The sequence below is a fragment of the Paenarthrobacter nitroguajacolicus genome (assembly GCF_031455195.1).
Lineage (GTDB): Bacteria > Actinomycetota > Actinomycetes > Actinomycetales > Micrococcaceae > Arthrobacter > Arthrobacter nitroguajacolicus_D.
On sequence record NZ_JAVDSH010000002.1, the window covers coordinates 167,494 to 187,529 of the forward strand.

18 protein-coding genes are annotated in these 20,036 nt (G+C 63.3%); 15 read left to right on the forward strand and 3 right to left on the reverse strand.

The features are described 5' to 3' along the window. Positions 1–2: 2 nt before the first annotated feature. The 12 genes from J2Y68_RS04590 (at position 3) to J2Y68_RS04645 (ending at position 13,764) form a co-directional block, all read left to right on the forward strand. The gene (locus tag J2Y68_RS04590) at positions 3–701 is read left to right on the forward strand and encodes a hypothetical protein (RefSeq protein ID WP_309990321.1); all 699 of its coding nucleotides are present in this window, start codon (positions 3–5) and stop codon (positions 699–701) included. A gap of 253 nt (positions 702–954) precedes the next feature. Then, positions 955–2,124: an ADP-forming succinate--CoA ligase subunit beta gene (sucC, locus tag J2Y68_RS04595; protein ID WP_211712897.1), complete on the forward strand. Its 1,170-nt coding sequence runs from the start codon at positions 955–957 to the stop codon at positions 2,122–2,124. 12 nt (positions 2,125–2,136) lie between these two features. Further along, complete coding sequence (sucD, locus tag J2Y68_RS04600) at positions 2,137–3,039, forward strand: succinate--CoA ligase subunit alpha (RefSeq protein ID WP_309990324.1); 903 nt, start codon at positions 2,137–2,139, stop codon at positions 3,037–3,039. Between the two features lie 364 nt (positions 3,040–3,403). Beyond that, the gene (locus J2Y68_RS04605; protein ID WP_309990328.1) at positions 3,404–3,808 is read left to right on the forward strand and encodes a tautomerase family protein; all 405 of its coding nucleotides are present in this window, start codon (positions 3,404–3,406) and stop codon (positions 3,806–3,808) included. Between the two features lie 162 nt (positions 3,809–3,970). Continuing rightward, positions 3,971–4,975, forward strand: a complete 1,005-nt coding sequence (iolC, locus tag J2Y68_RS04610; protein ID WP_309990331.1) for a 5-dehydro-2-deoxygluconokinase — start codon at positions 3,971–3,973, stop codon at positions 4,973–4,975. Next, on the forward strand, positions 4,972–5,943 hold the full coding sequence (locus tag J2Y68_RS04615) for a Cgl0159 family (beta/alpha)8-fold protein (RefSeq protein WP_309990335.1): 972 nt from the start codon (positions 4,972–4,974) through the stop codon (positions 5,941–5,943). The genes iolC and J2Y68_RS04615 overlap by 4 nt, the downstream gene beginning before the upstream one ends. Before the next feature lie 21 nt (positions 5,944–5,964). After that, a complete protein-coding gene (iolD, locus tag J2Y68_RS04620) occupies positions 5,965–7,890 on the forward strand; it encodes a 3D-(3,5/4)-trihydroxycyclohexane-1,2-dione acylhydrolase (decyclizing) (RefSeq protein WP_309991619.1) in 1,926 nt (641 codons plus the stop codon). A 43-nt stretch (positions 7,891–7,933) separates the two neighbouring features. Continuing rightward, on the forward strand, positions 7,934–9,445 hold the full coding sequence (locus tag J2Y68_RS04625) for a CoA-acylating methylmalonate-semialdehyde dehydrogenase (RefSeq protein ID WP_309990340.1): 1,512 nt from the start codon (positions 7,934–7,936) through the stop codon (positions 9,443–9,445). 33 nt (positions 9,446–9,478) lie between these two features. Next, positions 9,479–10,396 (forward strand): sugar phosphate isomerase/epimerase family protein, encoded by a 918-nt coding sequence (locus tag J2Y68_RS04630; protein ID WP_309990342.1) that lies wholly within the window; start codon positions 9,479–9,481, stop codon positions 10,394–10,396. Positions 10,397–10,455: 59 nt separating this feature from the next. Beyond that, on the forward strand, positions 10,456–11,469 hold the full coding sequence (locus tag J2Y68_RS04635; RefSeq protein ID WP_309990345.1) for a Gfo/Idh/MocA family protein: 1,014 nt from the start codon (positions 10,456–10,458) through the stop codon (positions 11,467–11,469). Between the two features lie 10 nt (positions 11,470–11,479). Continuing rightward, entirely contained in the window at positions 11,480–12,352 is an 873-nt protein-coding gene (locus tag J2Y68_RS04640) for a sugar phosphate isomerase/epimerase family protein (RefSeq protein ID WP_309990347.1), read from the forward strand. Then, entirely contained in the window at positions 12,349–13,764 is a 1,416-nt protein-coding gene (locus tag J2Y68_RS04645; RefSeq protein ID WP_309990350.1) for a sugar porter family MFS transporter, read from the forward strand. The genes J2Y68_RS04640 and J2Y68_RS04645 overlap by 4 nt, the downstream gene beginning before the upstream one ends. Positions 13,765–13,829: 65 nt before the next feature. Here J2Y68_RS04645 and iolB read toward each other — a convergent pair whose 3' ends face one another. Both iolB and J2Y68_RS04655 read right to left on the reverse strand, forming a co-directional pair. After that, positions 13,830–14,723 carry a 5-deoxy-glucuronate isomerase gene (gene iolB / locus J2Y68_RS04650; RefSeq protein WP_309990353.1) on the reverse strand — a complete coding sequence of 298 codons (894 nt, stop codon included), beginning with the start codon at positions 14,721–14,723 and terminating at the stop codon, positions 13,830–13,832. A 14-nt stretch (positions 14,724–14,737) separates the two neighbouring features. Further along, positions 14,738–15,478 (reverse strand): GntR family transcriptional regulator, encoded by a 741-nt coding sequence (locus J2Y68_RS04655; RefSeq protein WP_211712908.1) that lies wholly within the window; start codon positions 15,476–15,478, stop codon positions 14,738–14,740. A gap of 307 nt (positions 15,479–15,785) precedes the next feature. Here J2Y68_RS04655 and J2Y68_RS04660 point away from each other — a divergent pair, with 307 nt between their 5' ends. The 3 genes from J2Y68_RS04660 to J2Y68_RS04670 all read left to right on the forward strand — a co-directional run bounded on the left by J2Y68_RS04660 (position 15,786) and on the right by J2Y68_RS04670 (position 18,844). Further along, a complete protein-coding gene (locus tag J2Y68_RS04660; protein ID WP_211712909.1) occupies positions 15,786–16,781 on the forward strand; it encodes a substrate-binding domain-containing protein in 996 nt (331 codons plus the stop codon). 65 nt (positions 16,782–16,846) lie between these two features. After that, positions 16,847–17,905: an ABC transporter permease gene (locus J2Y68_RS04665; RefSeq protein ID WP_211712910.1), complete on the forward strand. Its 1,059-nt coding sequence runs from the start codon at positions 16,847–16,849 to the stop codon at positions 17,903–17,905. A gap of 12 nt (positions 17,906–17,917) precedes the next feature. Further along, entirely contained in the window at positions 17,918–18,844 is a 927-nt protein-coding gene (locus tag J2Y68_RS04670; protein ID WP_211712911.1) for an ATP-binding cassette domain-containing protein, read from the forward strand. A 75-nt stretch (positions 18,845–18,919) separates the two neighbouring features. Here J2Y68_RS04670 and J2Y68_RS04675 read toward each other — a convergent pair whose 3' ends face one another. After that, positions 18,920–19,915 carry a LacI family DNA-binding transcriptional regulator gene (locus tag J2Y68_RS04675; RefSeq protein WP_309990358.1) on the reverse strand — a complete coding sequence of 332 codons (996 nt, stop codon included), beginning with the start codon at positions 19,913–19,915 and terminating at the stop codon, positions 18,920–18,922. Between the last annotated feature and the right edge of the window lie 121 nt (positions 19,916–20,036).

A 20,036-nucleotide genomic window follows, 5' to 3' on the forward strand; every position in this document is an offset into this window, starting at 1 on the left:
TAATGAAGGGCATGCGACGGTTTGTGTGGGGGATTCTTGCCGCCTTGGTCATGGTTCTGGCCTCGGGCTGTTCCTTTGCCACCAAGGATCCGGACTATGTTCCGCCGCCGCCTTTGCCTCCACTGCAGCAGCTCCAGCAGGTTCCGGTCACTGAACAGACGGCCTTGTCCGCGGGCGGGGACGTGACCGCGTTCGTCACTGCCGACCGGAACATCGTCTGTGCCATGACCTCGTCCCGTGGTGGGCACCTCAACCTGCCTTACGAGGCCAATACGTATGCGGACGCGGCGAACAACAAGTTTGCCGTCGTCCCGGTGGTGCACTGTGAGTTGGCAAAATATGGCAAGCCGGACGTTGCGGACATTGCCGACGACTGTGCGGGCACCGGCCTGGGCTACCTGGGCGGGACAGTGCTGCTGTCCCCGGATAAGGCGGTCTATGGCGCGTGCCGTTCCGGCGTAACACAAATGGAGTCCGAGTTCGGACCCAAAGGAAGCCGCAACGGCCCCATTTCCAAGCTGCGCGAACTGGCCGACGGGCAGAACATCGAGCGGAACGGGCTTCGGTGCTCGGCCTATAACAGCGGGGTCGCCTGCGGAAACGTCTCCGGTGGCGTGGCGTTCTTCGTGACGCGGGACGGGTACCAGCTGATTTCCGACGGCGGCAAAACGGTCCGTGGGACGCTGAAACAAACGCCGTAGCCTGCACCGGCCAGCCCAAAAACCGCGACTTTATGCGGTTTTTCTACATCCGATAGAAGTGTAAGGTTACTCACTTAACAGGTAGTGTGTAGCTGGCGGGACTCCCTAAAGGGCTAAAGTTCCGAGAGGACCTTACGCAATGTGACCGGCTTCAATCCGGTTGTTGACCGCGTACTCTCCGCAGCTGGCTATCGCGGTCATCGCGGTTCCCGGCTGAACAGAAAACTACTTCGACGTAGAAGGACACTAAACCGTGGACCTGTTTGAATATCAGGCGCGCGATATGTTCGAAGCGCACGGTGTACCCGTGCTCGCCGGCATCGTGGCGCACACTCCTGAAGAAGCAAAGGCAGCTGCCGAGAAGATCGGCGGCGTAACTGTCGTCAAGGCACAGGTTAAGGTTGGTGGCCGCGGCAAGGCTGGCGGCGTCAAGGTTGCCAAGACTGCCGAAGAGGCGCTTGAGCACTCCACCAACATCCTGGGCATGGACATCAAGGGCCACACCGTCAACAAGGTGATGATCGCGCAGGGTGCTGACATCGCCGAGGAATTCTACTTCTCAGTCCTCCTGGACCGAGCCAACCGCAACTACCTGGCCATGTGCTCGGTTGAGGGCGGCATGGAAATCGAGCAGCTTGCTGTCGAGCGTCCCGAGGCGCTTGCCAAGATCGCGATCGACCCCGCTGTAGGCATCGACCAGGCCAAGGCCGACGAAATCGTCGCCGAAGCAGGTTTCGCTGAAGAACTGCGCGGCAAAGTGGCCGACGTCATTCTGAAGCTCTGGGACGTCTTCAAGAAGGAAGACGCAACCCTGGTTGAGGTCAACCCGCTCGTCCGCACCGGCGCAGGCGACATCGTTGCCCTCGACGGCAAGGTTTCCCTGGACGAGAACGCTGACTTCCGCCACGTGCACCACTCCACGCTGGAGGACAAGGACGCAGCTGATCCGCTCGAGGCCAAGGCCAAGGCGCAGGACCTCAACTACGTCAAGCTGGACGGCGAAGTAGGCATCATCGGCAACGGCGCCGGTCTTGTGATGTCCACCCTGGACGTCGTTGCTTACGCAGGCGAAAACCACGGCAACGTGAAGCCGGCAAACTTCCTGGACATCGGCGGTGGAGCTTCCGCCGAGGTCATGGCCAATGGCCTGGACGTCATCCTGGGCGACTCCCAGGTCAAGAGCGTGTTCGTGAACGTCTTCGGCGGCATCACCGCTTGTGACGCTGTTGCCAAGGGCATCGTTGGTGCATTGGCCGAGCTCGGTACCTCCGCGAACAAGCCGCTGGTTGTTCGCCTCGACGGCAACAACGTCGAGGAAGGCCGCCGCATCCTGACCGAGGCCAACCACCCGCTGGTTACCCTGGCGGCCACCATGGACGAGGGCGCCGACAAGGCCGCCGAGCTCGCCAACGCAGCTAAGTAAAGGGACCCGAGAATGTCTATCTACCTCAACAAAGACTCCAAGGTCATCGTTCAGGGCATCACCGGCGGCGAAGGCACCAAGCACACCGCACTGATGCTCAAGGCCGGCACCAACATTGTTGGTGGCGTCAACGCCCGCAAGGCCGGTACCACGGTCCTGCACGGCGACAAGGAAATCACCGTCTTCGGCACCGTCAAGGAAGCCATGGCTGAAACCGGCGCGGACGTTTCCATCGTCTTCGTACCGCCGGCATTCACCAAGGACGCAGTGGTTGAAGCCATCGAAGCCGGCATCGGCCTCGTTGTTGTCATCACCGAAGGTGTTCCGGTCCAGGACTCCGCCGAATTCTGGGCACTGGCCCAGTCCAAGGTGGACGCTGAGGGCAAGCAGGTTACCCGCATCATCGGACCGAACTGCCCCGGCATCATCACCCCTGGTGAAGCACTGGTTGGCATCACCCCGGCGAACATCACGGGCAAGGGCCCCATCGGCCTGGTCTCCAAGTCCGGTACCTTGACCTACCAGATGATGTACGAACTCCGCGACCTCGGCTTCTCCACGGCTATTGGTATTGGTGGCGACCCCATCATCGGCACCACGCACATCGACGCCCTGGCTGCGTTCGAGGCTGACCCCGAGACCAAGGCAATCGTCATGATCGGCGAAATCGGTGGCGACGCTGAAGAGCGCGCAGCCGACTTCATCAAGGCCAACGTCACCAAGCCGGTTGTCGGCTACGTGGCAGGCTTCACGGCCCCTGAGGGCAAGACCATGGGCCACGCAGGCGCCATCGTGTCGGGCTCGGCAGGCACGGCCCAGGCCAAGAAGGAAGCTCTCGAAGCCGCAGGCGTGAAGGTCGGCAAGACGCCTTCCGAGACCGCCAAGCTCCTGCGCGAGGTTTTCGCTACGCTCTAGCTTTTACAGCTAACTCACGACGACGGCCCGGTACCTTCCCCACGGAAGGTGCCGGGCCGTCGTCGTACTTTAACCCCCCGTTCCTGAGTGCCGCGCATATTCGTTGGTGACGCCCGGATGTGGGTGTCCTGGGCCGGGATGGGTGTCGCGTACGTGCATGGGTGTCGCGGCGGCGGCCCGGTGCCCCTTCCGTCGTTGGTGGGCGCAGAGCGGGTGCGACGCGCATATTCGTTGGTGCCGCGCATATTCGTTGGTGACGCCCGGATGTGGGTGTCCTGGGCCGGGATGGGTGTCGCGCACGTGCTGTACACACACATCATAGGTTTGTTAGCATGTCAGGACAAACTATTGGAGGAGGACCACCTTGCCACTCGTTCGAATCGATGTGAACCAGGGCCGTGCGCCAGAGGAACTGACAGCTATCAGTCGGGCCATCCACGACGCCATCCTGGCTGAATACGGAGTACCGGAACGGGACTACTTCCACATCCTCACGGAACATCCCCAGGGGCAGATCGTCGCACAGGACGCCGGGCTTGGTTTTGAGCGGACCGCCGGCGTGGTGATGATCCAGATCTTCACCCAGGAGGGTCGGAGCCAGGTGGCTAAAAGCTCCCTCTTCGAAGCGATCGCCAGCGGCTTGGCGGCTGTGGGAATCCGTGGCGAGGACGTCTTTGTGGGCTACGTCGAAAACACTGCGGGGGACTGGTCCTTCGGCTTCGGGCGCAGCCAGTATGTCACCGGAGAACTGGCCGTTCCGCGCAAGTAAAAGCAGTCTGTGTCATGTTGTAAATATGTCAGTACAAACCTTTGACAGGACATGAAATCTGGTGCAAAGTAGTCATGTGGCCCCGCTCACTGAGGGGTGGCAAGGCATCGGGGCCCAGCGCTCAGAGGTTCAGAGTTCACAAGAGAAAGGTCAACGATCATCGTGACCCACGAACTGCTCACAATCGGGCGCATCAGCGTTGATATCTACCCGAACGACATCGGAGTGGACCTGGAGGACGTGACGTCCTTCGGCAAGTACCTCGGAGGTTCGCCCTCCAACGTGGCTGTTGCTGCCGCCCGCCACGGCCGTCGCACCGGAGTCATTACCCGCACCGGCGACGACGCTTTCGGCACATACCTCCACCGGGAACTGCGCAAGTTCAACGTGGACGACTCGTTCGTTTCACCTGTGACCCAATACCCCACGGCGGTGACGTTCTGCGCCATCAAGCCCGCAACAGACGAATTCCCGCTCTACTTCTACGGTCGCTTTCCCACGGCCCCGGACCTGCAGATCCAGGCCGAAGAGCTCGACCTGGACGCGATCCGCGAAGCCAGGATCTTCTGGTCCACGGTGACCGGCCTGTGCCAGGAGCCCAGCCGCGGCGCACACCTCGCAGCACACCAGGCCCGCCCCCGGACCAGCCTGAAGGAAGGCCAGTTCACCATCCTGGACCTGGACTATCGCCCCATGTTCTGGGCCTCCGAAGAGGAAGCCCGCGCTGAGGTCGCCAAGATCCTCCCGTACGCCACGGTGGCAATCGGCAACGACAAGGAGTGCGCCGTAGCCGTTGGCGAGGGGACGCCCGACGAGCAGGCGGACCGTCTGTTGGCAGCCGGTGTCGAGATCGCCGTCGTGAAGCTTGGCGCTGAAGGCGTGATGGCCAAGACCCGAACCGAGCGTGTGGTCTCAGCGCCGGTCCCGGTGGAAACCGTCAATGGCCTGGGCGCAGGCGACTCCTTTGGGGGCGCGTTCTGCCACGGCCTGCTGTCCGGCTGGCCCTTGTCCGAAGTCCTGGACTACGCAAACGCCTCGGGCGCGATCGTCGCCTCCCGCGTTTCGTGCGCGGATGCAATGCCGACGCCGGACGAGGTTACCTCGCTGCTCGCCGAACGCGGCCGCCCCATTCCCGGTGCCACCCTTACCGAAGGAGCAGTGCGTTGAGCCCCAACGATGACCCCCGCCGCTATGAGCACCTGAGCCGGATCCGGCTCGAAGATCCGGAGGCCGTCGCCCGCGCAGCTGCCACCCGCCGTCGTCATCCTGGCCTGAAGCACGGCGTGCAGAACTTCATCGTCGCAGCAGACCACCCGGCCCGCGGCGCCCTGTCAGTGGGCGCGGACCCCATGGCCATGGCTGACCGCCGGGAACTGCTGGACCGTTTGCAGATCGCCTTGGCGAACCCGGCCGTGGATGGCATCCTGGCTTCGCCGGACATCATGGACGACCTCCTGCTCCTGGGCGCCTTGGAAGGCAAGCTCGTCTTTGGTTCCATGAACCGCGGCGGCCTCGCTGGCCTGGTCAATGAGTTCGATGACCGCTTTACTGGCCACACCGCCGCCGCCCTTGAGGCCCTCGGTGCAGACGGTGGGAAGATGCTCACCCGCATTTGCCTGGGCGACCCGGATACGGTCGCGACCCTGGAAGCCACCGCCAAGGCCATAGACTCCCTGGCCGAGCGCAAGCTCATCGCCATGGTCGAGCCGTTCCTGTCTGTTCGCGATTCGCACGGCAAGGTCCGCAACGATCTCCGCGCGGATGCCGTGATCAAGTCGGTCGGTATCGCCGAAGGGCTGGGTTCCACCAGCGCCTACACCTGGATGAAGTTGCCCGTTGTGGACGAGATGGAACGGGTCATGGCTTCCACCACGCTTCCCACCGTCCTGCTGGGCGGTGACCCGAGCGGCACGCAAGATGAGGTGTTCGCATCCTGGCAGGCGGCACTCGCGCTTCCGGGCGTCCGCGGCCTCACTGTTGGGCGGACGCTGCTCTACCCGCACGACGGCGATGTGGCAGGTGCCGTCGCTACGGCCGCCTCGTTGCTGAACAACCCTGCGCCCGCTGCCGCCACTGCGTCCGCCGCCAGGCCGGCTCCTTCGTCAGACCGCATCCCCGTGAAAGTATCGGAGTAAGAACAGATGTCTACCCGCCGGATGACCGTGGCGCAGGCCGTGGTCGAGTTCCTTTCCAAGCAGTACACCGTGGATTCGGTGGCCGGTGTCGAGTACCGCGAGCGCCTGATTCCGGGTACGTTCGGCATCTTCGGGCACGGCAACGTAGCCGGGGTGGGCCAAGCGTTGAAGCAGTACCAGGCCGCGGACCCGTCCATCATGCCGTACTACCAGGGGCGCAACGAGCAGGCCCAGGTCCATCAGGCCGTCGGTTATGCCCGGCATACCCGTCGCCGGCAGACGTTCGCGATCAGCACCTCCATCGGTCCGGGCTCTTCGAACCTGCTGACCGGTGCCGCGTTGGCTACCACCAACCGCCTGCCCGTTCTGCTGCTGCCCTCGGACACGTTCGCTACCCGCGCTGCTGACCCTGTGTTGCAGCAGTTGGAGTTGCCGTACGCCTACGACATCACGGTGAACGACGCGTTCCGGCCGTTGTCGAAGTTCTTTGACCGGGTCTCCCGGCCGGAGCAGCTGTTCTCCGCGTTCCACCACGGCCTCCGGGTCCTGACTGATCCGGCCGAAACGGGCGCGGTGACGATTTCCCTGCCGCAGGACGTCCAGGCCGAAGCTTTCGATGTTCCCGAAGAGTTCCTGTCCGAACGTGAGTGGCGGATCCGCCGTCCCGAGGCGGAGGACGATGACATCCGCCGTGCCGTGGAGGCCATCCGCGCCGCGAAACGCCCACTGATCATTGCCGGCGGCGGTGTCCTGTACGCCTACGCAAATGACGAACTCGCCAGGTTCGCTGAGCTGACCGGAATCCCGGTAGGCAACACCCAGGCCGGCGTCGGCGTCCTGCCCTGGGACCACAAGTTCTCCCTCGGTGCCATCGGCTCAACCGGTACGACGGCGGCCAACGCCATCGCGGCAGAAGCGGACCTGATCATCGGGATCGGAACGCGCTACGAGGACTTCACCACCGCATCCCGTACGGCGTTCCAGAACCCGGACGTAAAGTTCGTGAACATCAACGTCGCGCCGATCGATGCCTACAAGCACGGCACGACGCTGCCGATCGTCGCCGATGCCCGCAAGGCGCTGGTGAAGCTCAACCAGGCCTTGGGCGGTTACCGCGTGGGTGCGGACCTGGAAGAGAAGGTTGCGGCGGAGAAGAAGCGCTGGAACGCGATCGTGGACGAAGCCTTCGAAACCCGCTACACGCCGTTGCCTGCCCAGAACGAAATCATCGGCGCTACCAATAAGGCCATGGACGACCACGACGTTGTCATCTGTGCCGCGGGGTCGCTGCCCGGTGACCTGCATAAGATGTGGCGCGTCCGGGACCCGTTCGGCTACCACGTGGAATACGCGTACTCCTGCATGGGCTACGAAATCCCCGGCGGCCTCGGCGTCAAACGAGCAGCGCTGGCCGAAGCGGCAGCCGGTGGCCCCGACAGGGATGTGGTGGTCATGGTGGGGGACGGCTCCTACCTGATGATGCACACCGAACTGGTTACCGCCGTCGCCGAACGCATCAAACTGATCGTGGTCCTCATCCAGAACCACGGCTACGCGTCCATCGGTTCGCTGTCCGAGTCCCTCGGTTCCCAGCGCTTTGGTACCCAGTACCGGGTTCTGGACAAGGAGCAGCACAGCTTCGACGCCGGGGAGCACCTGCCCATCGACCTCGCCACGAACGCCGAGTCGCTGGGCGCGAAAGTCATCCGCATCGAACCGGGCGACAACGTCATCGAAGCCCTTGGTGCGGCGATCAAGGAAGCCAAGGCAGCTCCGGAGACCGGTCCGATCGTGATCCACGTCGAGTCCGATCCCTTGTTGGACGCCCCGAGCTCCGAGTCCTGGTGGGACGTCCCCGTCTCGGCAGTCTCCGAGCTGGAATCCACCCAGCAGGCCTACAAGACGTACACAGACCACAAGAGCCGCCAGCGCAAGCTGCTCGGCTGAATCCCAGACACACAGATCCCACAGACCACAAGGAAGTCCGCACATGTCGACGACGACCACACTGACCACCATCCACCACTTCATCAACGGCGCTGAAACCACGGGCGAGGGCGACCGTACCCAGCCGGTGTACAACCCGGCCACTGGCCAGGTCACCGGTGAATTGCGCCTGGCCAACGAGGCGGACCTGAACACCACGGTCGCAGCGGCCCGCAAGGCGGCCGATACCTGGGGTGACATTTCCCTGGCCAAGCGCACCGCCGTCTTGTTCAAGTTCCGTGAACTCGTCGCAGCCCACGTGGACGAGCTGGCCGAGCTAATCACCGCTGAGCATGGCAAGGTCCTTTCCGACGCGAAGGGTGAGATCGGCCGTGGCCTGGAAGTCATCGAGTTCGCCTGCGGCATCCCGCAGCTGCTCAAGGGCGACTACTCGGACCAGGTCTCCACCGGGATCGACGTCTTCTCTTTCCGCGAACCCCTGGGCGTCGTTGCCGGCATCACGCCGTTCAACTTCCCGGTCATGGTTCCGTTGTGGATGGCGCCGATGGCCATCGCCACCGGCAACGCGTTTATCCTCAAGCCGTCCGAGCGCGACCCGTCCGCTTCGATGCTCCTGGCCAAGCTCTGGAAGCAGGCCGGCCTGCCCGATGGCGTGTTCCAGGTCCTGCACGGTGGCAAGGAGACCGTCGACGGCCTGTTGACGCACCCGGACGTGGATGGCATCAGCTTCGTTGGTTCCACCCCGATCGCCCAGTACGTCCACGAAACCGCCACCAAGCACGGCAAACGCGTCCAGGCATTGGGTGGGGCGAAGAACCACGCAATCGTGCTCCCTGACGCTGACCTGGACAACGCCGCCGACCACCTCGCCGCCGCCGCGTTCGGCTCCGCCGGGGAACGCTGCATGGCCATCTCGGTGGCCGTCGCCGTCGGGGACGCCGCGGACCTGATCGTGAAGAAGGTCGAAGAACGGGCCCTGGCCGTGAAGGTCAACAACGGCACCGAGCCCGACGCCGAAATGGGCCCGGTCATCACCCCGGCCTCCAAGGAACGCATCGTCAAGATCGTCACCGAAGCCGAGCAGGCCGGTGCAGCGATGGTGGTGGACGGCCGTGACCTGGTGGTCCCCGGCCACGAAGACGGCTTCTGGGTAGGTCCCACCGTGATCGACCACGTCAAAACCGAGATGACCGCCTATACCGAAGAAATCTTCGGACCCGTCCTGGTGGTAGTACGCGTCAATACCCTCGAGGACGGCATCAACCTGATCAACTCCAACCCGTACGGCAACGGCACCGCGATCTTTACCTCCAACGGCGCAGCAGCGCGGAAGTTCCAGCGCTCCGTCACCGTGGGCATGGTCGGCATCAACGTTCCCCTGCCCGTGCCGGTGGCCTACCACTCCTTCGGCGGCTGGAAGAATTCCCTCTTCGGCGACAAGCACATCTACGGCCCCGAAGGCGTTTCCTTCTACACCCGCGGCAAGGTCATCACGTCCCGCTGGCCCGAGCCCACCCACGCCTCCGGCGCTTCCTACAACTTCCCCTCCAACTAAGTCCCCACCGCCGCAAAGGAAGACAACGCTGTCATGACTGATGTCGAGAACAAACTGATCATCGGCACCGCCCCGGACTCCTGGGGTGTCTGGTTCCCGGATGATCCCCAGCAGACTCCGTGGGAGCGATTCCTGGATGAGGTTGCGGAGTCCGGCTACAAGTGGATCGAACTTGGCCCTTACGGGTACCTGCCCAACGACCCCACCCGCCTGGCCGAGGAACTGAAACAGCGGGACCTCCAGGTCACGGCGGGAACGGTCTTCACCGCCTTCCACCGCGGTGCCGGCCAGTACGACGAAGCGTGGGAGCCGGCCCGCAAGGTCGCGGAACTGACCGCAGCCATGGGTGGAGAACACATCGTGGTCATCCCCGCCATGTGGCGCGACGACGTCACCGGCGAAGCTGTGGAGAACGGCGAACTCACGGACGAGCAGTGGGCGGACCTCTTCGCCGGCCACAACCGGATGGGCAAGGTCCTCCTGGAGGACTTCGGCCTGCACCAGCAGTTCCACTCCCACGCGGATTCACATGTGGGCGCGCAAAAGGACATCGAAACCCTGCTGGCCGCCACGGATCCGCAGTACTTGAACCTCTGCCTGGACACAGGACACGCGGAATACTGCGGAGCTTCCAGCCTGGAACTGATCAAGAACTACCCGGACCGCATCGGCTACCTGCACCTCAAGCAGATCAACCCTCAGGTCCTGGCCGAAGTCAACGAGAAGAACATGACCTGGGCGGCTGCCAACCTGGCCGGCGTCATGACCGAGCCGCCGCACGGCCTCCCGGACCTGCGCGCAGTCATCGAAGCAGTCGAAGCGCTCAACCGGCCCATCTTCGGCATCGTGGAGCAGGACATGTACCCGGTAGCGTTCGATGTGCCAATGCCCATCGCCAAGCGCACCCGCAACTACCTGCTTTCCTGCGGTTCCCGTACCCGCGTTGAGTAACGCAGCCCAGTAGCCCCTGCCAGCAGCACCCCAGAAGAACTTCACGAAGGACAGATACAGTGACAAAGACTCTCCGCGTTGCCGTCATCGGCGCAGGCCGCATGGGTGCGGACCACATCAAGCGCCTCAGCACCCGCATCCACGGCGCTGAAGTGGCCGCCGTCGTCGACGTCGACCTCGCCAGGGCCCAGGCCGCCATCGAGGGTATCGACGGCGCCGTGGCACTCGCCAGCGCAGACGAAGCGCTCAACAATGGCGACGTGAATGCCGTGCTGATCGCCACTCCGGGCTTCCTCCACGAGGAAATCCTGTACAAGGCATTGGAGAAGGATTTCCCGATCCTGTGCGAAAAGCCGCTGACCCCCGACGCCGAAAGCGCCTGGAAAGTTGTCCAGGCTGAGCAGGCTCTGGGCCACAAGCGCATCCAGGTGGGGTTCATGCGCCGCTTCGACGCCGAGTACTCGGCACTGGGCGCCATCATCCGCAACAGCGAATTGGGGGAGTTGTTGATGCTGCACCACCAGCACCGCAACCCCACCACGCCTGAGGGCTTCACCAACGAGATGCTGATCAACGACTCAGTAGTGCATGAGTTCGACGCCATCCGCTACTTCACCGGTGAGGAAATCACCTCCGTCCAGGTCCGCTTGGGCAAACCGACCCGCAGCGCACCCAACGGCCAGCACGACCCGCAGCACGTGCTGCTCGAAACCGAATCCGGTGTGCTGGCCGACGTCGAAATCTACGTCAACGCCAAGTTCGGCTACCAGGTGGCCACGCAGGCGTCCTTCGAGGATGGCATCGTGAGCATCGGCGGCGACAACGGCCCCTACGTCCAGGCAGCCGGTAAGTGGGGCGGAAACGTCACCCCCGGTTTCGAGGAACGATTCGGAACCGCGTACGACGTCGAGGTGCAGGCTTGGGCGGACGCCGCCCTCCGCGGCGAAATCGGCGGACCTACCGCTTGGGACGGCTATGCCACGGCAGCATGCTGCGAGGCTGGTGTCGAAGCGCAGAAGTCCGGCGAAAAGGTCAAGGTCCAGTTGAACACCAAGCCGGACCTGTACAAGTAGGGGACTGAGCATGAAAATCGCCCTTGACCCCACACCGTTCCACCACAGCCACGGCCTGCTCGAATTCCCCCGGGTAGCGGCAGACCTTGGTTACAAATACCTGCAGATGACCCCGCATGCGGACCTCATCCCGTTCTACAACCATCCCAAGGCCGACGACGAGCTGGTAGGCAAGCTGAAAGCTGCGTGCAAGGATGCCGGCGTAGAGATCGCCTCTGTCCTGCCCGTCCTCCGCTGGTCCGGCCCGGATGAAGACGCACGCGAGGCAGCCGTCCGCTACTGGAAGCGGGCTATCCAGATCGCAGTGGACCTCGGCGTCCAGACCATGAACACAGAGTTCAGCGGCCGCCCGGAGAAGGCGGAAGAGTCCGAGCGTGCGTTCTACCGTTCCATGGAGGAACTGCTGCCGATCATCGAGCGCGAGGGCATGGACGTCCTGATCGATCCGCACCCGGACGACTTCGTGGAAGACGGACTGGCAGCTTTGCGGGTTATCCGTGGGGTCAACTCGCCGAACATCGGCATGGTCTACGTCGCCTCCCACAGCTTCCACATGGGCAACAAGCCCCTGGAGATCATGCGGGCTGCCGGCGACAAGCTGCGGCTGGTGCACGTATCCGACACCATGGACCACCATGCGTCCCACGGCTTGCGGTACATCACCAATCCGCCGGGCAACGCCGTCCGCGTCCACCAGCACCTGAAGATCGGCGACGGCGACGTGAACTGGGACGAGTTCTTTGGCGGGCTGAAGGAGATCGGCTTCCTGGACAAGGAGAACACCGTCATGGTCTCTTCCGTGTTCGCGGAGGACGAGAATGCCGAGGACGTCTCCCGGTACCAGCTCAAGACAATGGTCGACTACGTCGCCCGGACAAAATGACGGTTGGTTCGCTCCCCGTAACCGCAGGGAAAACCGGCAAACCGGCCAACCCCAGGAAATTCCTTCGCAAGGTGGCGCTGTTCTCCACGTTCGGCGGCCTGCTGTTCGGCTATGACACCGGCGTGATCAACGGTGCCTTGCCGTTCATGCAGAAAGACCTGGGCCTGACGCCGTTGACCGAGGGCCTCGTCACTTCGATGCTGCTCTTCGGTGCGGCGTTCGGTGCCATCAGCGCCGGACGTTTGTCCGACCGCTTCGGCCGCCGCAGGACCATCATGGGCCTGGCCGTCATCTTCGCCGTGGCCACCGTTGCCTGCTCCCTTGCACCAACCACGGAGCTGCTGGTGCTTGCCCGCACTGTCCTGGGTCTCGCCGTCGGCGGTGCCTCGGTGATCGTCCCGGTGTACCTGGCCGAAATGTCGCCTGCCGCGCAGCGCGGCAGGATCGTCACCCAAAACGAACTCATGATTGTGACGGGCCAGTTCCTGGCTTTCACGTTCAACGCGGTGCTCGGGAACCTGTTCCCTGAAGAGATGCACGTGTGGCGCTGGATGCTGGTTGTTGCCACCTTGCCCGCCGTCATTCTGTGGTTCGGCATGCTCATACTGCCCGAGAGTCCCCGCTGGTTGGCGTCCTCGGGCCGGTTCGGCGAGGTGATGGATGTCCTGCGGCAGACCCGCGCCGCCGACGACGTCTCTGCGGAGTTCGACGACGTCCGGCGCGCCGCGCGCGAGGATTACCAGTCCCGGATGGGCACCTTCAAGGACCTCACCGTGCCGTGGATACGCAGGATCTTCGTGGTGGGACTCGGCCTTGCCATCATCAACCAGATCAGCGGCGTCAACGCCATCATGTACTACGGCACGTCCATCCTGTCGTCCTCCGGTTTCGGCGACCAGGGCGCGCTCCTGGCAAACGTGGTCAACGGTGTGACTTCCGTGGTTGCCGTGATCGTGGGTATGTCGTTGATGACCAGGCTTCCCCGGAAGGCGATGCTCATTGCCGGGCTATCCGGTACCGCTGTGTCGCTCACAGCCATTTCGATCATCTCCGTCGCGGTTCCGGGGGGAACCCTGCGTGGCTACCTTGTGCTGCTGTTCATGGTGACCTTCCTGGCCTCCATGCAGTCGTGCATTGGTACGGTCACCTGGTTGACCCTGGCAGAGATCTTCCCGCTGCACGTGCGCGGGGTGGGAATGGGTATCTGCGTCTTCGTGCTCTGGATGTTCAACTTCCTGGTGGGCTTCTTTTTCCCGCAAATGGTTGCCTGGATGGGCGTCTCGGCGACGTTCCTGGTGTTCGTTGCGCTCCAACTGGTGGCCATCGCCTGGGTGAAACGCGCCATGCCCGAAACCAAGGGGAAGAGCCTCGAAGAGCTGGAAGAGTTCTTCAAGGCCGGTTCACGACCCTAGCGCAAGGCTTCAGAAGCATACAGCGAAGGCCGCCTGGAACATCCAGGCGGCCTTCGCTGTGTGGGTTACGCGCCGAACGGGAGCCGCGGATCGGTGTCCTGGCCTTCCCACGTTTGGCGGATCCAGCCGTGGTGGGGGTCGTCGCTGATGAGCCAGTCACGCACGCGGCCGGGGCCGGCCATGACGTTCAGGTAATACAGGTCGTAGCCCGGGGCAGCCATAGCCGGTCCGTGCCAACCATAGGGGACCAGCACGACGTCGCCGGTACGCACCTCGGCGGAGACGTCGATGGGACGCTCGTCGGAGGCGTAGACGCGGGCATACCCGATCGGATCCGTGTCCTCCAGTGCCTGGGACCCCGGGGCAACGCGGGTCTCAAAGTAGTAGATCTCCTCAAGGCTGGTCTCGCCGTCCTTCTCCTCATCGTGCTTGTGGGGAGGGTAGGAGGACCAGTTGCCGGCGGGGGTGATGACCTCGCACACGATGAACCGATCGGCTTCCAGAGCAGCCGGCGTGCCAAAGTTGTGGACCTGGCGTGAGCAGTTCCCTGCTCCGCGGAGCTCCACCGGGGTTTCCTTGGCCGTGATCAGGCGGGTGGGATAGCCGGCTTTGGCGGGCGCCGTCGCAATGGCCACCCTGCCGCCGTCGTTCGAGCTGATGCTGACGGCCGTGTCGATCCCCGTGTACAGGACGTCACTTGGCCCGTGGAAAACCGACTGCCGTCCCGCGAGGCTGTACTCGCCGTCGTCGACCGTTACGGTGAAGGATCCGCTCAGCGGCACCACGATGCGCTCCTCCGGAGCCGCGGGAAGCTCGACGGCGGCACCTGCGGCGAGCGTCGCGACCTTCAGTCCCGTGTGGGCCCAGCCGTCTACGGCCAGGGTGGAGTCAGAGGTTCCCAGGGAGATGTCCCATTTACCGTCAGTGGCTGTTCCCAGCGGGTATACCCAGTTGGTCATGTGTGTGTCCTTGTTTAGCGCTGTACGAGTGTCATTTCAAAGCTGTAGGAGTCTGCGCGGTAGACGTGGTGGCCGGTTTCCACCATGCGTCCGGTGTCATCCACCGCGGTGCGTTCCATGGTGACCAGCGCCGACCCCACCTCGGCTTCGAGGAGGGGAGCCTGGTAGTCGTTGGCGATCATCGCGCCGATCCGTTGCGAGGCCAGCCGGAAGTTGACCCCGCCGCGGCGCAGGATCGCGTAGAGGCCTTCGTTGGCAAGCTGTGCCTCGTCCATGCTGGTGATGTCGTCGCGGACCCAGTTCTCCATGAGCGCCAGGGGCTTGCCACCTACTTTGCGCAGGCGGGTGAAGTGGTAGACCTTGGAACCGGCCGGCAGCTGCAGGGCGGTCAGCGTTGCCGCGTCGGCTTCGATGTGCGAGAAGCTGAGGACGTCCGTGGTGGGCTTTTTGCCGTTGTTGCTGAGGTCGTCATAGAGGCTGGAGAGTTCCAGGGGCCGGCGGACCTGGCTTGAAACCACCTGGGTTCCCACACCGCGTTTGCGGACCAGTAGTCCGGCCCGGACCAGTTCATCCATGGCTTTGCGCATGGTGGGGCGGGATAGGTTCAGCTGTGCCGCGAGGTCGATTTCGTTGTCCAGGCGGCTGCCGGGTTCCAGGATGCCGCTGTGGATGGCGGCCTCGATTCCCTGGACCACCTGATGGTAAAGCGGTACAGGGGACGAACGATCGATGCTGAGACTGAGTTGGTTCGCCACTGGATTCTCCTAGACGCCTGCTGAAGGCCGGCCGGGGGAGCGGGTCTGCGGCTCCTCTGCCGGATGGTAGCGTATGTCCGCTCATGTTCTCTTGATAGGACATACTGCCTTTTTCTGATGATAGCAGCCGCGGTTGGGCCGTCAAGGAAGGGGTGGGTTCGGCCTTCACGATAGCGATATTACGTTAAAACATCCTAATGTCAGGACAAACTATTGACAAAGTGTGAGGTCAGTCACCATGATCTGAGTAGCAGGTGTTCCGGATACGAGTCCCGGAAACCTGAAGCTGACATCAAAGGAGATAACGGTGGCAAAATTCTCATGGCGCAAAGCGGCGGTCGTCGCAGCAGTGGTTCCCCTGGTGGCACTGAGCGCCTGTTCAAGCCAGGGCGGCAAGCCGGCCGATAACGGCGGCGCCGCAGCCGCTGGCCAGGTGGCATCAACTGACCGGATCAAGGTAGCGCTGATTACGCACGCCGCTGCCGGCGACACGTTCTGGGACATCGTCCGCAAGGGTGCCGAGGAAGCATCGGCGAAAGACAACGTTGAACTCCTCTACACCAGCGACCCTGAGGCCGGTCGCCAGGCGCAGCTGGTCCAGCAGGCCATTGACCAGAAGGTGGATGGCATCGCCGTCACCCTGGCAACCCCGGACGCGCTGAAGGATGTCCTCAAGAAGGCCACCGACGCGGGCATCCCGGTGGTCAGCCTCAACGCCGGCGAATCAGTCTCCAAGCAGTTGGGTGCCTTCACCCACTTCGGTTCCAACGAGCAACTTGCCGGCGAAGCAGTCGGCACCAGGCTCGCCTCCGAGGGGTACAAGCACCCCGTCTGCGTGATCCAGCAGCAGGGCCACGTCGGCCTTGAAGCCCGTTGCGCCGGTGTGAAAGCCAAGGTGCCCGCAACCGAAATCCTGTACGTGGACGGCAAGGACATGACTGCGGTCCAGTCCACCGCCACGGCAAAGCTCCAGGCCGCCAAGGACGCCGACGTCATCATCGGCCTCGGCGCTCCGATCACCCTGACCCTGCTGAAGTCCGTCACTGACGCCGGCAGCTCGTCGAAGGTTGCCAGCTTTGACCTCAACGCCGACCTTGCCCAGAAGATCGTGGACGGCGCCGTGATCTTCACGGTCGACCAGCAGCCGTGGCTCCAGGGCTACATGTCCGTTGACTCCCTGTGGCAGGCCAAGCGCGGTGGCTTCAAGATCGGTGGCGGCCAGCCCGTCCTCACCGGCCCAACCATCGTGGACAAGACCAACGCATCCGATGTCCTCAAGTTCGCCCAGCAGGGCGTCCGCTAGATCCAGGAACCAGGCTGCGCGGCGGCTCCCTGCCGCGCAGCCTGACCAACAAGGAGTCCTCCCCTATGGCAAACACAGCAACCCTGCCGCCGGCGCCGGCTACGGCCCCCGGCGATGAACGGATCGGGCGGCGCAGCCCCCTCCAGAAGTTCCTCGCAAGGCCCGAAGTTGGAGCATTGGTGGGCGCGGTGGTCCTCTTCATCTTCTTCGCGTCCGTTTCGCAGACGTTCACCCAACCCAACGCACTTGCTACCGTGCTCTACGGCTCATCGACCATCGGAATCATGGCGGTAGGCGTGTCCCTGCTGATGATCGGTGGGGAGTTCGACCTCTCCACCGGTGTTGCCGTGATCTCCTCCGCACTCACCGCGTCGCTGTTCAGCTGGAACTTCTCCCTGAACGCCTGGGTCGGCGTGGGCCTGGCCCTGGTGGTCTCCCTGGGCATCGGTTTCATCAACGGCTGGATCCTCGTCAAAACCAAACTGCCCAGCTTCATCGTCACCCTGGCCACATTCCTGATGCTTACCGGCCTCAACCTGGCACTCACCCGCCTCATCGGCGGTAGCGTATCCTCGCCGTCGATCTCCAAGCTGGACGGCTTCGAATCAGCACGTGCGGTCTTCGCGTCCTCCGTCAGCATCGGCGGGGTGGAGGTCAAGATCACGGTCTTCTTCTGGATCGTCCTGGTGGCCGTGGCCTCGTGGATCCTGCTGCGCACCCGGATCGGGAACTGGATCTTCGCAGTAGGCGGCGACGCAAACGCCGCCCGCGCCGTGGGTGTTCCGGTAACAAAGACCAAGATCGGCCTCTTCATGGCCGTCGGTTTCTGCGGCTGGATTCTGGGTATGCACAACCTGTTCGCCTTCGACGCCGTGCAGTCCGGCGAAGGAGTGGGCAACGAATTCCTCTACATCATCGCGGCCGTCATCGGTGGCTGCCTCCTGACCGGCGGCTACGGCTCGGCAGTGGGTGGTGCTATCGGCGCCTTTATCTTTGGCATGGCCAACAAGGGCATCGTGTACGCACAATGGAATCCGGACTGGTTCAAGTTCTTCCTGGGCTTGATGCTGCTGCTGGCCACCATCGTCAACCTCATCGTCAAGCGCCGGGCAGAGCTCAAGTAAGGGGCCGGAACAATGAACGCACAACAGATCGATCAGCAAACCCTGCTGAAAGGCGAGAAGGATCCCTTGACACACACGCCGGTCCACCTGCTGTCCCTCGATGGAGTGGGCAAGCACTACGGCAACATCATCGCGCTGCGGGATGTCACCATGGCCGTGGACAACGGCCGTGTCACCTGTGTCCTGGGTGATAACGGCGCAGGCAAGTCAACCCTGATTAAGATCATCGCCGGCCTGCACCAGCACGACGAAGGCACCCTGCACGTGATGGGCGATGCCAGGAAGTTCAACTCACCGAGGGACGCGCTCGACGCCGGTATTGCCACGGTGTACCAGGACCTGGCAGTTGTTCCGCTGATGCCCATCTGGCGCAACTTCTTCCTCGGCTCTGAACTGACCAAGGGATTTGGACCGTTCAAGAGCATGGATGTCCAGAAAATGAAGGAGATCACGCTCAGCGAACTGGCCCAGATGGGCATCGACTTGCGCGATGTGGAGCAGCCCATTGGTCAACTGTCCGGCGGTGAGCGCCAGTGCGTGGCGATCGCCCGGGCCGTGTACTTCGGGGCCAAGGTCCTGATCCTCGACGAGCCCACTGCGGCACTTGGCGTGAAGCAGTCCGGCGTGGTGCTCCGCTACATCCTGCAGGCCCGCGACCGTGGCCTGGGCGTCATCTTCATCACCCACAATCCGCACCACGCTTTCCCCGTGGGCGACCGGTTCCTGTTGCTCAAGCGGGGCAAGTCGATTGGGTATTACGACAAGAAGGACATCACCCTGGATGAGCTGACGGCCCAGATGGCCGGCGGTGCAGAACTCGCAGAGCTGGCCCACGAGTTGGAGCAGCTCGGTGGCCACTCCGACGCCCTTGAGGAAGTCAAAGCCGAGGTGGCCGGTGTGGAGGAATCCGTTCCGGAAAACGCCACTAAGCGGCACTGACGCGATAGCTGCTGAAAGTCCTGCCCGGAGCGCATGTTGGCTCCGGGCAGGACTGTTTCCGGCAAGGAGCCAACCCTAGCGAGGCGGCGCTGTGGTGCCGCGCAGCGCCAGTTTCGGCTCAATGAGCGTGCGCTCCGGTTCCAGCGTCGGATCCGCTATGCGGGCCAGTAGCCTGCGGGCGGAGTCCGCCCCAACAATGTCGCTGCGGTTGTCGATGGACGTCAGGTCCAGGAAACGCGACTTGGCCAAGGGGGAGTTGTCGTAGCCGATCACCGAAACGTCGGCAGGTACTGCGAGGCCGCGCGCTTTGATGGCTGCGAAGGCGCCAAGGGCCATGGAGTCGTTCGCTGCGAAGATCGCAGTGGTGTCCGGGTGGCGTTCCAGGAGTCGGCTTGCTGTCTCGTAGCCGTCTTCCTCCGACGTTCCGCTGGACTCGCTGATGAAAGGCTCGACGCCGGCAGCTTCCACGGCGCGACGGTAACCGGCGCGCCGGTGTGCGGAGGCGCCGTCGGACCCTGAGACGTGGCCGATGCGGACGTGGCCCAAACCCAACAGGTGGTTGGCTGCCATGCTTCCGCCGCCGTCGTCATCGTTGGTGATGAGGTCAGCGCCCAAGGGCACGCCTTTGCGCCAGCCGGCCACCACGGTGGGCACCCAGGTCTTGGCGAGCATGGCATCGCTCGGTTCGGCGGCTATCACCAGCGCATCGACGTGCATGGCGAGCAGTCCGTCTGTGGCTTCCTTGATCCGGTTTTCGCCCGGCCTGGAGTCCGCAAGCATCACCTGGTACCCAAGGTTTGAAAGGACGGATTCCATTCCACGGAGCAGGTCAACGAACCAGGGGTTCCGGTAGTCATCGATGACCAGGCCGATGCTTTTTGTGCTGCTGCTTGCCAGGGTGGTGGCGGCACGGCTCGGCCGGTAGCCCAGTTCAGTGATGGCGTCCCGGACGGCGTTACGGCGCTTTTCGCTGATTCTTTCGGGGTCTTTGAGGAACAGCGAAACCAACGACGGCGAAACGCCGGCTTGTGTGGCGACGTCGTAGAGCGTGGGGCGTCGGTTGTTGTTCAACGTATTTGGCTGCCTTTCGTGTCCTCCCCCGAGGATAGTCCGTTAAGGATTGACAGGACATATAGACATGGTTACGCTCAAATCCAGCGTAAAAATTGTAGCGCTACAAAATGCCGGACGA

Bases quoted from the DNA above. Each gene is read 5' to 3' on its own strand.
- iolB (WP_309990353.1), bottom strand. From the start codon at position 14,723: ATGACCAACTGGGTATACCCGCTGGGAACAGCCACTGACGGTAAATGG.
- J2Y68_RS04625 (WP_309990340.1), top strand. From the start codon at position 7,934: ATGTCGACGACGACCACACTGACCACCATCCACCACTTCATCAACGGC.
- J2Y68_RS04630 (WP_309990342.1), top strand. From the start codon at position 9,479: ATGACTGATGTCGAGAACAAACTGATCATCGGCACCGCCCCGGACTCC.
- J2Y68_RS04590 (WP_309990321.1), top strand. From the start codon at position 3: ATGAAGGGCATGCGACGGTTTGTGTGGGGGATTCTTGCCGCCTTGGTC.
- sucD (WP_309990324.1), top strand. From the start codon at position 2,137: ATGTCTATCTACCTCAACAAAGACTCCAAGGTCATCGTTCAGGGCATC.
- J2Y68_RS04665 (WP_211712910.1), top strand. From the start codon at position 16,847: ATGGCAAACACAGCAACCCTGCCGCCGGCGCCGGCTACGGCCCCCGGC.
- iolD (WP_309991619.1), top strand. From the start codon at position 5,965: ATGACCGTGGCGCAGGCCGTGGTCGAGTTCCTTTCCAAGCAGTACACC.
- J2Y68_RS04670 (WP_211712911.1), top strand. From the start codon at position 17,918: ATGAACGCACAACAGATCGATCAGCAAACCCTGCTGAAAGGCGAGAAG.
- J2Y68_RS04645 (WP_309990350.1), top strand. From the start codon at position 12,349: ATGACGGTTGGTTCGCTCCCCGTAACCGCAGGGAAAACCGGCAAACCG.
- J2Y68_RS04640 (WP_309990347.1), top strand. From the start codon at position 11,480: ATGAAAATCGCCCTTGACCCCACACCGTTCCACCACAGCCACGGCCTG.